General features: G+C 58.6%; 16 protein-coding genes. 2 read left to right on the forward strand and 14 right to left on the reverse strand.

The window, feature by feature from the left end:
• Nucleotides 1-167 precede the first annotated feature (167 nt).
• The 3 genes from DTW90_RS33055 to DTW90_RS33065 form a co-directional block, all read right to left on the reverse strand.
• Nucleotides 168-1094, reverse strand: a complete 927-nt coding sequence (locus DTW90_RS33055; protein WP_149343982.1) for a manganese catalase family protein — start codon at nucleotides 1092-1094, stop codon at nucleotides 168-170.
• A 481-nt stretch (nucleotides 1095-1575) separates the two neighbouring features.
• The gene (locus DTW90_RS33060; RefSeq protein WP_149343984.1) at nucleotides 1576-2655 is read right to left on the reverse strand and encodes a PHB depolymerase family esterase; all 1080 of its coding nucleotides are present in this window, start codon (nucleotides 2653-2655) and stop codon (nucleotides 1576-1578) included.
• Between the two features lie 113 nt (nucleotides 2656-2768).
• Nucleotides 2769-3797, reverse strand: a complete 1029-nt coding sequence (locus DTW90_RS33065) for an HWE histidine kinase domain-containing protein (protein WP_149343986.1) — start codon at nucleotides 3795-3797, stop codon at nucleotides 2769-2771.
• Nucleotides 3798-4060: 263 nt separating this feature from the next.
• Between DTW90_RS33065 and DTW90_RS33070 the strand changes: the two genes are divergently transcribed.
• Nucleotides 4061-4318: a hypothetical protein gene (locus DTW90_RS33070; protein ID WP_246665147.1), complete on the forward strand. Its 258-nt coding sequence runs from the start codon at nucleotides 4061-4063 to the stop codon at nucleotides 4316-4318.
• A gap of 43 nt (nucleotides 4319-4361) precedes the next feature.
• Here the strand turns inward: DTW90_RS33070 and DTW90_RS37415 are convergent, their stop codons facing one another.
• From DTW90_RS37415 to DTW90_RS33120, 11 genes are all read right to left on the reverse strand, one after another.
• Complete coding sequence (locus DTW90_RS37415; RefSeq protein ID WP_188080135.1) at nucleotides 4362-4529, reverse strand: hypothetical protein; 168 nt, start codon at nucleotides 4527-4529, stop codon at nucleotides 4362-4364.
• Nucleotides 4530-4803: 274 nt separating this feature from the next.
• Nucleotides 4804-5295: a ferritin-like domain-containing protein gene (locus DTW90_RS33075; protein ID WP_149343988.1), complete on the reverse strand. Its 492-nt coding sequence runs from the start codon at nucleotides 5293-5295 to the stop codon at nucleotides 4804-4806.
• An 18-nt stretch (nucleotides 5296-5313) separates the two neighbouring features.
• Nucleotides 5314-6228 (reverse strand): PhnA-like protein, encoded by a 915-nt coding sequence (locus tag DTW90_RS33080; RefSeq protein WP_149343990.1) that lies wholly within the window; start codon nucleotides 6226-6228, stop codon nucleotides 5314-5316.
• A gap of 733 nt (nucleotides 6229-6961) precedes the next feature.
• On the reverse strand, nucleotides 6962-8197 hold the full coding sequence (locus DTW90_RS33085) for an amidohydrolase family protein (protein ID WP_149343992.1): 1236 nt from the start codon (nucleotides 8195-8197) through the stop codon (nucleotides 6962-6964).
• 44 nt (nucleotides 8198-8241) lie between these two features.
• Nucleotides 8242-9216, reverse strand: coding sequence for a carbon-nitrogen hydrolase family protein (locus tag DTW90_RS33090; protein ID WP_149343994.1), 975 nt, complete (start codon nucleotides 9214-9216; stop codon nucleotides 8242-8244).
• An 18-nt stretch (nucleotides 9217-9234) separates the two neighbouring features.
• Nucleotides 9235-9951: an ABC transporter ATP-binding protein gene (locus DTW90_RS33095; RefSeq protein ID WP_149343995.1), complete on the reverse strand. Its 717-nt coding sequence runs from the start codon at nucleotides 9949-9951 to the stop codon at nucleotides 9235-9237.
• Nucleotides 9944-10732: an ATP-binding cassette domain-containing protein gene (locus tag DTW90_RS33100; RefSeq protein WP_149344017.1), complete on the reverse strand. Its 789-nt coding sequence runs from the start codon at nucleotides 10730-10732 to the stop codon at nucleotides 9944-9946. The genes DTW90_RS33095 and DTW90_RS33100 overlap by 8 nt, the downstream gene beginning before the upstream one ends.
• A complete protein-coding gene (locus DTW90_RS33105; protein ID WP_188080136.1) occupies nucleotides 10722-11750 on the reverse strand; it encodes a branched-chain amino acid ABC transporter permease in 1029 nt (342 codons plus the stop codon). The genes DTW90_RS33100 and DTW90_RS33105 overlap by 11 nt, the downstream gene beginning before the upstream one ends.
• Complete coding sequence (locus DTW90_RS33110) at nucleotides 11734-12621, reverse strand: branched-chain amino acid ABC transporter permease (protein WP_188080137.1); 888 nt, start codon at nucleotides 12619-12621, stop codon at nucleotides 11734-11736. Before DTW90_RS33110 ends, DTW90_RS33105 begins: the two co-directional genes overlap by 17 nt.
• Nucleotides 12622-12649: 28 nt before the next feature.
• Nucleotides 12650-13861, reverse strand: coding sequence for an ABC transporter substrate-binding protein (locus DTW90_RS33115; protein ID WP_149344001.1), 1212 nt, complete (start codon nucleotides 13859-13861; stop codon nucleotides 12650-12652).
• A 21-nt stretch (nucleotides 13862-13882) separates the two neighbouring features.
• Nucleotides 13883-14740, reverse strand: coding sequence for an IclR family transcriptional regulator (locus DTW90_RS33120; protein WP_149344003.1), 858 nt, complete (start codon nucleotides 14738-14740; stop codon nucleotides 13883-13885).
• Nucleotides 14741-14926: 186 nt separating this feature from the next.
• Here DTW90_RS33120 and DTW90_RS33125 point away from each other — a divergent pair, with 186 nt between their 5' ends.
• A complete protein-coding gene (locus tag DTW90_RS33125) occupies nucleotides 14927-15409 on the forward strand; it encodes a GAF domain-containing protein (RefSeq protein ID WP_149344005.1) in 483 nt (160 codons plus the stop codon).
• Nucleotides 15410-15676: the final 267 nt, after the last annotated feature.

Below are 15676 nucleotides of genomic sequence, written 5' to 3' on the forward strand. Positions count from 1 at the left end.
ATGGCAGCTGGAGCTGCGGCTTGGGCCTGTTTCGTGCTTCGGACGCGGGGCTACTTCATCAAATGGCCAGGTTCGGATGAACCAATCAGCCTGCCATCGATTGCGTCGCCGATCGGGCCTGAACGAATTTGCCAAAAACTGAAATCATTCATGCCCGTCGGGCGTGATCAGCGGGACTTCTGGTAGAGTTTCTCGGCGATCTCAAACATTTCTTCAGGCGCGTAGTCGGGAGTGAAGGCTGAGGGAACACCGACGAGCTGCTGAATCTTGCCCCCTTCCGGCATACCGTCAACGACTTCCAATTCGCCTGGCGGGTCGCCTGGCAACGCCACCTCGTCATTGCTCCAGATGCCCGCAATTTCCTTGTAGTCGTTCGGGCTCCAGGTGTAGAGGCGACGATGCGAGCCTTCGTCCAGATACTTTTGGCATTCCGGAATGTTGCCCAGCGGAATATTGGGTGTCGGAAGGAATTTCTTCACATCTACGCCGGTGATCTTTTCCAGGGCCAACGCGTAGGCGTGAGCGTGAACCGAGCCGCGAACAAGAAGGTAACCACAGACTTCGCGGCCTGTCGGATCTGTCACTGTCTCATAGACGCGCAGCTTGTGAAGGCGAGCGCCACATTCAAGGTGAAAGTTATGGAGAAGGTCGAGAACCACGTTGCCCGTCGTGGTAATGAAGTCGTTGTTCCAAGACACGCCATTGCTGTTCACCGGCATCGCGCCGCCGCCGCCGGATAAGAAACTTGCTGCCAGCCGGATGTCCGCCATGTCCTTGAATGGCGCGCCAGAAATGTCCCCCCCGTCGCCTGCGTCACCATCCGGTTTATCGGGACCGTTATTCAACATGGCGACGCCATTACTGACAAGCTCGACGTGACCGAGTTCCTCGGCCGTTATGCTGGCTACAAGGCTGTAGAACGGGCGGAGTTTGGATTTGGAGCGGAAGTTGAAGCTCTGGAACATGTAATTCCCGAGCGTAGACATCTCGCCGTATTTTCCGCCGAGCAGTTCCTGAAGGGCGGCTGCGGCGTTAGGATCCGCAGCTTTCGGAGCGGGCAATTCCGCCTGTAGTTGGTCGATACGCATGAACATCGGAAGGCTCCTTATGTTGAGAAGTCATGCCAACCACGATCGCGCGCGCTTGTTCCCGAAAAAATCGGTGTCGCCCTCAGCCGATCGAGCACTAAGGTCTATCGTCGGAATGCGGCCCGGCCGGTTGACAGTCCCTATTGCAGCCGGTGAGCAGAAGCGTTCTTTAATTCGACTGAGGAGCTGGGGTGCAAAGGCTGACGGCGTGTCTCAACTTCGAGCTATCGCTGCGAAACGGTTGAGAACGGGAACTTTAGGGGGCAGAAAGGCTGCGACCAGCCTGGCTCTCATCATTCATTAATTGGCGACGAATTCGCTCAAGTTGCGCGCGTGACTTTGCGGATGAACTGTGCGATTCCGATGCACAGCCTTGAAAGTTGAGCGTCGGCATCGTGTCTAATGGGCGTAGGAAAGCCTATCTCAGGAGTAGTGTGCAGCCTGGTTCCCCAGCGGCAAGAACCCGCTGGGCAATGCGCGCCGGAGCTCAACGCATCAACCCGGCTGTCCGGAGCGCCTTTTCGATGACACCCTGAATGCCGTCCGCTGGAGGGGGAGCCGGTCTCTCGGGCAGAGGGTCATCAAGCCCGACTTCCGTTTCCTGCCGCCCGAACGATGGCGTAAGCCCCCAGTTTCTGGCGATCGCTGCTGTCGATGAAATTCCGACGTCGAGCATGAACGGACCGGCGTTCCCGATGGCGCTACTGGCATCGATCGGAGTACCATGGCCCATTCCCCCGATCGTGTGAACTTCGACCCCGACGAAACCGTCAGCGGCAATCCACGACGTCGTACTTAGCTTGCTGGTCGTCGCGGTGGACGATGAAGTCGAATAATCCAACCCATGGACACCGCACCACTGTTCTGCGATCGCACGGGCGTTCCTCTCGACGACCGTGTGGTCCGCCGATCCTTGCCAAACGGAGATGGTCGGCCAAGGTCCCTTGTGCGAAGAGGCTCTCAAAACATTGAGCGAGAGTGCCGCGCTAGATGGCAGGCCGAGACCCCTCATTCGCTCGAGCGCGGTCTGCACGGACGAGGCGACGCCGTAGGGAAGTCCCGCGATGATGGCACCGCCGGCAAAGAGCTCCGGGTATGTCGCCAACATAGCATTGGCGATCGCACCGCCGGCGGAAAGGCCGGTTATGAATACCCGCTTTCGATTAATGTCATGCTGCGAGCAGACGAACTCAATCATCTGGTGGATAGACTGCACTTCGCCTTTCTCGCGTGCCGTATCTCCAGGCTCGAACCAGTTGAAGCAAAGGTTTCCATTGTTCGCCCGTGTCTGTTCCGGAAACAGAGTGACGAAGCCATGTTTATCTGCCAACCGCGACCAACCCGAGCCATAATCGTAGGCGTCTGCAGACTGCGTGCATCCATGGAGGACGACGACAAGTGCTGGATGGGACTCGCGAGTGGCTGGCACATGGATTTTGGCTGCTAGGCCGCCAGGATTGGAGCCGAAGTCTGGCAGATTGACAAGTCGACGTCCGTCGTTGGTATTGCCAGCGTGACGCGCCTGCTGTTCGGTCAGACGACGAATGGTCTCGGAGATTGAAGGCATGTGAGAAACTCCAGCTATCAAAGCCGGAATGACTGTGACATGAATAAACGCATCTAATCCAATTTAGTTGCAGTGCACAAAAAACAGCGAAAGTTGCTACCGGCAATTCGACTTCAACCGTCGATCTCGGCTAATTCATTCCGATACTGAAGCTTTGGCAGCGGCATCTCCGCTGTCAGTACGAGGCCTTCGGGTTTGTATGAAACCTTTACCTCCCCGTAAGCCTGAAGGCTCGACTCGATAAGCCGTGATCCAAATCCGTGCCGAGTTGGTTCAGATGCAACCGGTCCGCCGATCTCTCTCCACGATAACAGGAGGAACACCTCGCGATCGCGGCGGTCGACACGCCACTCGATTTCGGCGTGTCCATCGTGTCCGGACAATGCGCCGTATTTGCATGCATTGGTAAGGAGTTCATGGAAGACCATCGCGAATGACAATGCAGCCTGCGGCCCGAGTTTGACGTCGGGCCCATTTGATCGGATTCGGTCGGTCCCTTCCATTCCTATGGTTGCCGTCGCGGCTCCAACGATGTTCGCGAGGGTCGCACTGACCCAATCCTTCTGCAGAAGGATGTCATGCGCTTTGGAATAGGCAGTTATACGCGACTGGAGTTTTTTTGAGGCATCATCCAGAGAGGCGGCATTTCGGATAGACTGAGTGATGATGGATTGAATGACCGACAGAGTATTTTTCATGCGATGGCCGAGTTCGTGCATCAGCAGGCGTTGTCGATCTGCCTGCTCGCGCTGCTCGGTCCTGTCCCTGAGAATTTTGACAAAACCGATTACCCTGTCGTTGTCCCCCGTAAGCGCCATCATCTCCCCGGAAGCCCAGAACCGTGAACCGTCGGCTCGAACATGCCATCGTTCGTCACTTCCTCGCCCCTTGTTGAGCGCTGCCGTCATCTCAGACTGTGGCACGCCGTTTTCTCTGTCCTCCTCGGTAAAAAACACCGTTGCAGGATTCCCGATCATATCGTCGGGCGCCCAGCCAAGGATTTGATGCGCGCCCGCGCTCCAACTGGTGACGAGGCCATCGAGGTCCATCGAGATGATCGCGTAGTCGATGGCGCTCTCAACGATCGCTTCGAGGAAGCGCGCCCGTGCAGAGACTTTGTCCGTGCCGATCTCGATTTTCATAACAGTCTTCCTTTGCTTCTGTTGAAGCACCGATGGACGGAGAGAGGCGATTGAAGCGGCCGGTCCAGCATATCGGCTTGCGCCGACGAATGTCTGACGAGGGCTATTTGTTCCAAAAAATGCCCACCGGAGCGGGGCAGATGCTGCTGACAAACTACAGAAGTAGGAGAAGTAGGATCGGCTAACGAACTGGTCTATCGCGGCAGCCGTTCGCGGGTGTATCCGACCGTCTCAGCATCTTTGCATATTGTCGGCGGCGATCGTTGCTCTATCTTCCCGCGCGTAGCGTGAGCAATCATTCCATGTTAAAACAGCACATCCACCCGGCTGATCTGCCGCTCTTCTCGGAAGATCTCGATCAGTGCCAGAAGGTATTTGATATCGTCCGCGCAGAGATGGGCATGGAGCGGGAAAGCGCCAAAGAAAGTTCGTTGGCGTCTCACATTATCCACTTCTACAGGCAGGGTATCCGCAACGAGCACCAGCTGCTCATTCTGGCAAGGACTGCAGCTATTTGCTAAGAACGATAGGATTGCGGGCGGTATTGACCGGCCCATCGCTTGCTCAGATATCTTTCCAGCCCAGCTTTCGACATACATCCTCGCCAGCTCGAACAGCTGCCTTCCGATCTTCGAAGGGGCCAGTGAGATAGCTGATCTTGCCGCGAAAACTGACGACAAGGCCTCCGGAAACCGGATCGAAGATAAGCGCCATATCGGCCTCGTATGCCATTCAGAGCCGTCCATTCCCTTTCGTAAATAGTACCCTGTGATACCAATGCCCGATGCACGCAGGTTCATTTCGGCCCCAGGAAGAACTGTTATCATTCTCATCGGCGCGGAATAGCCGGACGAGACATCCTTATCCTGCGGGCAAGCAAAAGGGCCAAGCCATGCAGGCAGGGGATAGAGATCGCGCAGAACTTAACATTCGGACGAAATCTCTTACCTCCGTAGCAATGTGCCGATGAAAACCTGGGGCCGCGCATCAACGCGGCCCGCGCTCATTAGGCGGCCGCCGCATTCACCGTTGTTTCAGCGATTTCAGACAGCAGTTGGTCTGTTTTTTCTTCTTCGTCGAGTGTCTGAGCAAGCAGCTCTGCCACTTCGTCCAGGCCGAGCGTGTTTGCCCACGTTACCATCGTGCCATATCGGCTGATCTCATAGTGCTCGACCGCTTGTGCGCCTGCCAGAAGGCCGGGGTCCAGCGCGTCAGTTCCCTGAAACTCCTCCATGACGTCCTTGCCTTCCTCGATGATGCCGAGGATCGCGTTGCACGTCTTTTGCTCAGCAGGCTTTCCGATCAACTCAAATGCTTGATCCAGCCGTTGGACGTGCTCTTCGGTCTGGCCGCGATGGGTTTCGAAAGCTGCTTTGAGGTTCGGCGATTGTGCTGCTTCTGCCATCGCAGGCAGCGCTTTCAGAATTTGCTTCTCGGCGAAGTAGATGTCCTTCATGGTTTCGTACAGTAGATCGTTCAGGTGTTTTGACGGTGCCATGGTCGTGTTCCTTTGGATTTACGGGTTCCTGGTGATGGGATATTGTTGATCAGCGATGGGCCGCACAACTCCGGCGACCCCTCCGAACCAACCGGCGACAGCGCCCAGGACAAGTGCCAGAAAGCCAAGGAGTGCACCTCGCGAAACGACGGTTGCTGTAGTCTGAGCAGCGTCCAGCGCTTGCCTCTTTGCCGTCTCCACGGCGTCGGAATAGCTTTTCTGGTATTCATCGACCTTGGCTTTGGCTTGATCGACAGGAATGTTTTGAGCCTTGGCAAGAGCATCGGCCGCCCGGTTTTTGGCTTCGTCGATCTTCGACTGGTCCCCGGTCGTGACAGCACGCATTGCTGACATGGCCGCATTCTGCAGTGCTTGCGGGTCGTTTCCACCAGTCGCATCCCGGATCTGCTGTTCAATGCCGCCCATCGGATCGGCCGCCGCCGCGATTGAAGGAGCAGCGGTTGAGGCCGCCGTCACTGCGGTCTGGCCGACGCCGCCGACCACACTCGAAAGGCCACTGAAAGCACCGCCGACCAGCGCGCCGACTGAGGTCGTCAGCAGATAAAGAACGACCAACGTTGTTGTGCCCCAGGTTGTCACCCCGTGGAAGCCACCGGTAAAACCGTCAGGTCGCCCCGACAACCGGCTCGACACATAGCCGCCGATGTATGCAGCGATTATGCCAGCGGCGACAAACCAGAGCCCACCGATGATGGAGAAAGTTGATGCAGCCGGATTATCCGAAGTTGCGGGGTCGAGCACAGCAGCTCCGATCCCGACGCCCAACAAGTTGAGCAAAAACTGAGTGGAAAGTGCGAGAACGACGCCAGCCAGGACGGCGCCCCACGATATCTTGTAAGGGGATGTGGGAATGCGAGGGTCCACGACATAGCCGGAATCTACTGGCAATCGCGAGGTGACGGGTTGGGACATGGTCCTTTTCCTTCAAGGGCGCAATACCGCGCTGTTGGGGTTGAAGCCGAATTCGGCCGCTGTTCGCCATTGGCCTCAGCTTGTCTGGGCCCACACGGCATGTCTAGCCGCAGTCGGATAATCGCAAACAACCGGAAAGCTCGATAGTTCCGCCCTAGAATGGACAATAATTCCGAATCACTAATATAGTCCGCGAGGCACTTGCGAACTAATCCGATGGCGGCGGTCTTTCATGGTCCAGCCGGATGCTTGGCCTGTTCGGTCCGTCATTGTCGCTCTCCTTGCAGGGGAGTCGATGAAGTCGGGCATTGCGGATTTGGCTCGCAGCTTTTCGCTTTGTGTTAGTCTCTGCCTCACGTTTTTCAAGACGTTTCAACGGCTTGGTGGCGAGATGCGTGTCGATGGTTCGATTCCGCTCAAGAGCTAAAAAGGCACCTGTGTTTACTCTGGCAACGGTGATCGCGCGTCGCCCATGATCGACAATGGCCTAGGGGAACAATCCGGAACTGATCCGGCCCCCGTTTCGCCAGAGACTTACATTCATTTCGCCAAGGATAACTTAATCGACAAAAAATTAGAGGCTAGGCACCGGGCGCCTGCGGATCGGCAAAAATCTAAGCGTCTCCCGAGAGTGACGGGTGATTATCGTGCAGGCATCCTCGCTTTGTTCGCATGGGCGCGTGAGCGGCACACATCGGACGCAAAAACTCACGCGACGCCGCAACCAGGGCTATCAAGAGGCCCCCATGCGCCTTGCCACGACCGCGCCACCCTTCAAGATAAGAGGGAGATTGTCTTCCGGACGTGTCAGGATGCTAATGTCAGAAAGAGGGTCGCCCTCTACTGCGATGAGGTCGGCGATATATCCGGGAGCTACGCGACCGATCTGATCGCTCATACGGAACAGGTCAGCCGCGACGGTCGTCGCCGATCGGATGATGTCGATCGGCGCTTGAACGGCCGATCGTATGGTGAATTCCTCAAGCTGGCGACGATGCATCGATCCCAGCAAGTCGGTGCCGTAGGCAATTTTGACCCCAGCCTCGTGGGCCATGCGCAAGGCGTTGATGCCTGCATCGACGACTTCTGCGATCTTCGGCACCATCTTTTCGGGAAGCCCGGCGGCAACCCCTTCTTCGGCCAGGGCCTTGTAGGTGACGAGTGTCGGAACCAGAAACGCGTTGTGCTGTTTAAAGTGCCGAATCGCCGACATGTCCAGGAGATTGCCGTGCTCGATCGAATCGACGCCACACATCAACGCGCGATTGATCGCTTTGGCCGTATAGGCATGCGCCATGACGGGGATGTTGGCGGCGTGGGCCTCCTGCACCGCCGCCTGGATTTCTTCGAAGGCAAATTGAGTGCTGTCGATACGGTCGGTCGGTGAGGCAACGCCGCCGGATACCATGATCTTGATATGCGTGGCGCCCTTTCGAATTTCCTCGCGGCACGCCTTGCGCGTTTCGGCAACGCCATCGCAAATGGCGCTGAGTCCGGCACAGCAGAGGCACTCGTTGAAATGCATGTCACCGGGGCCACGAATATCTCCGTGCCCGCCCGTCTGCGACAGCGAATGACCGCAGAAAAGCAGGCGAGGTCCTTTGATGAGACCCTCCTCCACGGCCCGCGCCAATCCGAAATCTGCTCCGCCGGCGTCACGCACAGTGGTGAAGCCGCGAAGAAGCATGTCTTCCATGATCTTGCGTGCGTGTTGCGCGACATAGAATGGGGACATGCGGTTGACGGCACCGAGATCCGCGGTGACCGCGGTAACATGGACATGGGCATCGCACAGGCCCGGCATGAGGGTGCGACCGGCAATATCGATTTCCTGGGCGTCGTTACGCGGGCGGCTATCCGTGATGGATACAATCCGACCGTTGTTTATCTCGACAAAACGATTGTCGAGATAGGCACCGGCATCGACATCGAGAATGCGGGCATTGGAGATCAGAAGCGGCTGGCTCATAACAAGATCCTGACTGACACAAGTGGCGACGTTGTCGGGCGCCATCACTCTGCTGCGGGTTTCGACGACAATGGCAAATGCTTCACGGCCCGGGGCTTTGCCAGGGAGTGCTCGGTTGCCATGCCGGACGAGGGATAGCGATGGCTTTGGTCGACAACCGCCGCATAGTGTTCGGGGCGGCGATCCTGCAGCAGATTGAGACCGAAGAATTCTTCAGTTCGGGACTTGAGAATCTCTTCCTGCAGATCGGCCGTGTGGATGACCAGCCCCTCATCATCGGCGAGGTAGCTGACGACCTTGCCGCGTGGGTCGACGATCTGCGAACCGCCGTAATAATCCACATTCTGGGAGTAGGCGCCCTTCTCGCAATGGTTGGAGATGACCAGCCAGTTCTGATTGAAAAAGGCGTTGCCCTGTGCTGCAGTGTCCATGGCCCAGCCGTGATAATCGGTGTCCCGATCGTGCCCGCGCATCGGCCAGGCGGTCGACATTAGGACGACATCTGCACCCTTGACGGCGTAGGTTCGCAGCAGTTCCGGAAAGCACAGATCGTAGCAGATGATGCTGCCGAAGACGCCAAGCGGCGTCTCGAAGACCGGCATTTCCTCTCCGGGATTGAAGTAGGGAAATTCGAACTGGTTGTGGATCTTGCGATAGACGCCGATGACCCCTTCCGGGCCGATCAGGGCTGTTGAATTGTAGATCGCGTTGCCATGCAAAGCGCGTTCGGCCATGCCGAGCTGAATGAGCATATCGTGCTTTCGCGCCAGCACCGCGATGGCCTGCACCGAAGGCCCGGCCATCGTTTCCGCTTCGCGGAAGTAATATTGTTTCTGCTCCGCCTTGGCCTTGCCGCTCAGATCGAAATCCGCATATCCCTGCAATCCGGCCTCCGGAAGCACGAGGACATCCGCGCCCTTGCTGGCTGCTTCCTCGATCAGCTCGGCGAAGCGTTTCAGATTCTGTTTCTTGTCATGGACGATTTTGACATTGGCTGCGGCGAGCGTTGCGACGGACATGGTGTCGATCTCCTTTGATCACGCAAGCGGTTGATGGGCTGTTTCATTCTGACTGAAGGCAAGTTCCATGAGGCCGGAGACGGCCGCCTCGTTGTCCGCTCGAACGGTAAAGGCCGAGCGCCCGGTCTGGATGAGGCAGAGTTCGTCTGCAAAATCGCGTGCGCGCGCGATATTCTGCTCGACGAGAAGCATGGTAAGCCCGGAGGCACGAAGCTTGCTGAGGTGCCCGTAAATCTCATCGACGATCCCCGGCGCGAGGCCAAGCGAGGGCTCGTCGAGAAGCAGCAGTTTCGGACGTTCGACGACCGCGCGGGCGAGTGCCACCATCTGCTGCTGGCCGCCGGACAACAGCGTTACAGGCTCAGTAAGCCGTGATTTCAAGGCGGGAAACAGTTCAAGGGCCTCGTCGAGACGGTCATAGGCGTTCCTCGGCAGCCCGACGACGATGTTTTCGAACACCGAGAGGCGCTTGAGCAGGCCGCGCCCTTCGTGAACGGCGGCAATCCCGTGCCGGCGCACGCGTTTGGCGGTTGCCAGCCGCTCGCTGCTTTCGCCCTCGATCCGAATGCTTCCGGCAGTCGGGATCAATCCGAGCACGGCACGGATCGTGGTGGTCTTTCCCGCGCCGTTGGTGCCGACGAGCGCCAGGCAACGGCCGGCCCGCAGCGACAGACTGACATCGAAGAGCGCCTGCGTGCGTCCGTACCAGGCGGTTACATGGTCCAGTTCAAGCATGGGCTGGCTGTCCAAAGTAAGCGGTCCTGACGAGCGGGTTCTCGAGAACCTCGCTCGGCGTGCCGGTGGCGATCACGCGGCCTTGGGCAAGGGCCAGACAATCCTCGCAGAGCTTGCGGACGAGATCGATATCGTGCTCGATGACGATCAGCGTAAACGGGTTCTCCGCGTGATAGGCGCGCAGTGTACTAACCAGCCGCCGGCGCTCGGCTGCATCGAGCCCGGCGGCAGGCTCGTCGAGCAGGAGCACCTTCGGCCGCACGAGCAGCAATCGGGCAATCTCCACGAGCCGGCGGCTGGCATAGGGAAGCTCCGAGGTAAGGCGGTGAGCGTCCGCCAGCAATCCGAGCGCGGAAAGCGTCTTCCTGACGGCGGCAACGTCACGCGATCGGCAGCGCTGCTGCGACGGCAAATTGAGCAATTGGGCAAGCAAAGGCGGGTGCGGCAGGCGTTCGCAACCGACCATGACATTGTCAAAGACGCTTTCCCGCTCGAGCAGGCGAACCGTCTGAAAGCCGCGGACGATGCCCATGCTGGCCCGCATCCGCGCCGTGGAAGCGGTAATATCGGCCCCGTCGAGGTCCAGGGTGCCCGATGTCATGCCTGTAAAGCCGGATATTGCGTTGAGCAGGGTGGTCTTGCCGGCGCCGTTCGGCCCGATCAGGCCGGTTATCCTGCCTGGCACGAAATCCACGCTGACGCCGGCGACTGCGGCAACTGCACCATATTGCACCTGGACGTCGCGGATGCGCAGGCGTCCATTCACGGCGTCATGAGACATTGCGCCTCCTTTCCGGCCGCAGCAAAGCGAATGCGCGGGTAAAGCCCTCGGTCAGCCCGCCCGGGAGCAAAAGGGTGATGACAATCAGCACGAAGCCGCCAAGCAGGGGGAAGAGGTTCGTGTAGCCCAAAGCGGTGAATGCCTCCGGCACGAGGATGATGTAGGCCGCCCCCAGCCAGGCGCCGATGGATCTGCCGGCGCCGCCCAGGATTACGGCCACGAGGAAATTCACCGAACCGAACAGGTCGAACATCGTAGGCGAGACGAAGCCTGACGTATAGGCATAGAGGCAACCGGCAATGCCGGCAAAGACGGCCGACATGATGAAGGCGGTGATCTTTGTCTTGACGATATGGATGCCGACCGAGGTGGCGGCGAGCTCGGAATCGCGCACGGCAAGCATGCGTCGCCCGATTTGCGATCGCGAAATCTGGATCACCACCAAGGTGGCGATGGCGGCAACCGTAACCGCCAGGATATAGCCATGCAGCGGCGTGACCGAGCTGAAATTGCCGATCTCCAGCGGTGGCACTGCCATGCCCTGGGAGCCACCGGTCATATCAGCGCTGTGATTGATTGCCCAGATGAACAGCTCCCCGAAGAGAAGGGTGACGAGCGAAAGCCGAAGACCGGAAAGCCGCAAGGTCGGTACGGCGACCACAGCGCCGGCAAGAATTGCCAGGAGCACGATCAGCGGGACCTGAAGCCAGATCGACCAGCCCCAATCGGCCATCAGTGCCGACGCATAGGCACCGAGCCCGAAGAATGTGGCGTGGGAAAGCGATAGTTGCCCCGTTCGGCCGAAAACGATGTCGAGGCCGAGGGTGGCAATCGCGTAGATCGCAACCTGGCTTGCCAGGTATAAATAATAATCATCGAGCGCAACCGGAAGCAGGACGGCGAGGCCGAGTGCGAGCACGGCCTTGACGAGCGCGAGTATGCGGCTGTTGTCGCCAGCCTCGGCATCCGTTTGCGAGGCGGGGCTTGTGGTCATCGGCAGGTCAAGCGCGGGCTTCATTGCGTTCATCCACAAAACGTTTCGGCATGAGGGCAAGCACGGCTACGACCAGTATGAACAGTGCCGGCACGCCTCCGGCTTCGCCAAAGAAGTAGATGGCGAAAGCCTGGTAGAGCGCGATGAAGAAGGCGGCGAGTATCGGCGGCCAATATCGCTCCAGACCGCCGATCATGCCGGCGATGAACACGTTGATAACGAGCGGCGTCATGTAGAAGGAACTGACGGACAAGCGGCTGGCAAACATCATGCCGGCGATCGAAACCAGCAGGCCGGAGACAGCCCACGTCCAGGTCCGCAGGGCGGGAACGGGGATGCCGACACTTTGCGCGATGTCGGCATCCTCGGCGGCAGCGCGCAGGGATACGCCAAGGGTCGTGTGCCGCAAGACGAAATGGCCCACGACCACGAGCACGATTCCCAGAAAGACGGCCAGCAGGTCGTTGGCGTTGATGAAGACGCCATCGACGGTCCAGGATATATCGGAGAGCAATCTCAGATAGCTGCGCGCGCTGGTGCCGAAGACGATTTCGGCAAGCGAGGTCAGTAGCAGGAGTTCTCCGAGCGTCACGACGAAATCGAGGCCTTGACGGTTGCCGATCCGCCGGATGATCAGCAGGTCGGTCAGGGCCGAGATGACAATGGCCGCCGCAGTCGCGGCGATCACGGCCAGCCAGATGGGCCAGCCGTTCTCCCCATAGAGCCAGTAGCTGCCGAAGGCAGCGACCATGCCGGTTTGACCATAGGCGAAGTTGATGTTCTTGCTGACCTGATAGACGATCAGGACGCCGAGCAGCATGATCGCATACAGTGCGCCTGTTGCCAGGCCGCTGAGCGCTACCTGCAAAAGCGTCGCAATGTTGATGCTGGCCATCGTCGCGACTTCCCCGTTGAGCGGTCGACTATTTGACGGAGGTGAAGGGCATGACCTCGGTGGTCTTGTCGCCTTCAAGCTTGACCAAGCCGACGGCATTCACGCCCTGGCGCTGTTCCGGTCCGAAGCTGATGGGCGGCAGGACGCCAGTCTCGAAATCCTTCATGGTCTCAAGCGCCGCCATCAGGCAGGAGCGCGTCAATGCCTTGCTGTCTTGAAGGGCCTTGACGGTGATTTGCGCCTGGCTCCAGCCGAGTTCCTCGAACTTGCCGGGGTCGCGCCCGGTCTTCGCCTTGAAGTCGGCCACGAATTTTTTCACCAGCGGATCGGCGCTATCAAGCTTGGCGGTTTCTTCGGCGATTATCATTCCCTGAGAGAGGTGACCGAAACCCTTGATATAATTCTCATCGTCCATACCGGCCCAGGCGGCTGTCTGCGGCTTGTAGCCGATGCGGGACATGGCTTCGAGCAACTGGCCGGTATCGGCATTGGTCAGGATCAGAAAGACCCAGTCGGCGCCGGCGTCGCGCAGCTGCGTGGCGATCGGTGTGAGGTCTGCGGTACCCGGCACTTCGGGTATGTAGTTGACCTTGATGTCGGTGCCTTTGACGCCAGCCTCCATGCCGGCCTTGGCATCATCGCCGACATTCCCCTGCACACCGACAAGGCCGAGCGATTTCGGTTTGAAATTCTTGACCACGTAATCGGTCATGATCTGAAATTCGGTAATGTAGTTCACGGCGGTCATGAAGACGTGAGGCGTCTTCATCGTACCGAGCTCGCTGGAGGGTGCGTAGGGCGCGATGGCCGGAACGCCGGCGCGCTCGATGAAGGGAACGGTGGCGAGGAAATTCGGCGTTCCCTCTCCGCCGGCAATGGCGAAGACCCCTTCGCGCTGAAGCAGCGTTCGGATCTGCTGCTGGGCGACCGAGGGGGTATACTGGTCATCGAGGACCGTATACTTGATCTTGCGTCCCTGGATGCCCCCGGCGTCGTTGATGATATCGAAATAGGCCTGGGCACCATCGCGTGCGCCGATACCGCCGGCCGCAGCCGAACCGCTTAGCGGCATGAGGGAGCCGAGCTTGATTTCCTTATCGCTGACCCCTGTGGTCTTTTCCTTAGGATTGCACTCCGTCGCATGAGCAGCCCCGGCCAGGGCAAGGCCTATGGCAGCGGCTGAAGTAAGCCGATGCATTTGGCGGAATGAGGCATTGAAAGCAGACTTGGCATTGCGCATTGCGGTTCCCCTTTTTTTGGCTCATCGTGATTCCTGGTCTGCTGCCGCCGGCGAAGCGCTATTGATCGGAGCTCTGAAGCTGCGATTATCGTTTTCGCTTTTGGTTGCGGAAAAATAGCTGCTTTGTGCCCGCAGCTTTTGTGAGATCGCGTCTGCTGCGGCCACGATCAGTTCACCGTAGCGCTCGAGGCTGAGGCCTTCGTCGGCGCCACCGAGGAAGCTGAGGCTGATCCCGGCGATCGGTGCGCCGGTAACATCAACGATCGCCGCGCCTACGCCGCAGACGCCGGGATAGCTCTCTTCCGCCATCGGCACCCATCGGCCGGCGCGATGACGGTCGAGTTGAAGGTCAAGGTCTTCCCGGGTCTGGAGCGATTGCGCCGTCAGGCCGGTCAGTCGCCCGACACCGAGAATGCGATCGAGTTCGGAGCGGTCCATGGACATCAGCATGGCCTTCCCGGTCGCAGTCGTTGCAGCCGGCAGTCGGTCGCCCGGTGTCCAGAGAAACCGTATCGGCTGGCTGCCCTCGCGCACGCCGAGAATGACGATTTCATCGCCGTAGAGCTTGCCGAGATAGGAGGTGAAGCCCGTCTGCTGGGCAAGTCCCAGCATCGTTTGGTCGGCAAGTTTGGTCAGCGGGTTGTCGGTCAGGTAAAGCGCGCCGACTTCGCAGGCCGCGACGCCGATACGATATTTGACGCCATCCGACGCCCTTTCGAGAAAGCCCGCCTGCTCGAGCGTTGCCAGGATACGCGTCACGGCGGTCCTTGAGACTTTCAGCTTCCTACAGATTTCTGCGGTGCTGAGCTCCGTTTCCCCGCGCCGAAAGGCGCGAAGGACTTGAAGGGTTTTCTCGACGGTCTTGAGGGTCTCGCTCATAAGTATCCGATATTCGGTCACTTCATCCTGATATCGGATACTAACGCGATTATATTAGCGTCGTCAACGGATCGCTGCACAAATAAATTGCTTGCCTATTATTTGATCTGAAGTTCTAAATAGGCCCTCGCACTGCTTTCAATATGAGCAGAAAGATGCCCGAACCGGGCTTCGGAGACGATTGAGATGCAATCCCTATTGCCGATACTGGCCGAACCTGGGCAGCCCGATCGCCTCTATCAGGCCCTGGGCGAGGAAATGGCCCGCGACGTCGGCCACCTGCTATTCACGTTGCTCTGCGTCAATGGCGACACGATGCAGCGCGTCTTTTCAACCCGTCCTGATGACTATCCGGTGGCGGCTTCCAAGCCGATGACAGCGACGCCCTGGGGCCGAAAAGTCCTTGAGTGCAAGGAAGTGTTTCTAGGCCGTGATATGGCGGCCATAAGCTGGGCCTTTTTTGACCACGCCTTGATCGCAAGCTTGGGTCTTGGCTCGGCGATTACCGTTCCTGTCATCTACAACGGTATCGCGCTCGGCTCTATGAACCTGCTGCATCAAGAGCATTTCTACAACGAGAACCATGTGCGCATGGCAACGAAATTTGCACCGTTGCTCGTACCAGCTTTCCTCAGCATGCAGTCTTCGATGATCAATGCACGCGAGTAGCTTTTCGCTTTTTCGACACTATTCAATGAAGGCAAGCGGCTATCCATATCCACCCTAGATTCATATTTCCGGTGCATCGAGTGGCGCTCGAAGGCAGGACGCGCAGATTCCAGGAGAAAGCCCATGACTTTTGCAACCAAAACAGGCCGTTTCGAGCTCGGCGATCTTCCGCTGCAGTCCGGCGAAGTGCTACCCGGCGCGAACCTCAGTTGGAAGACCTATGGCACACTGGCGCGCTGCCGCGACAACGTCGTCGTCTTTCCCACC

It is taken from the genome of Neorhizobium sp. P12A (genome assembly GCF_008365395.1).
In the GTDB taxonomy this organism is placed as follows: domain Bacteria; phylum Pseudomonadota; class Alphaproteobacteria; order Rhizobiales; family Rhizobiaceae; genus Rhizobium.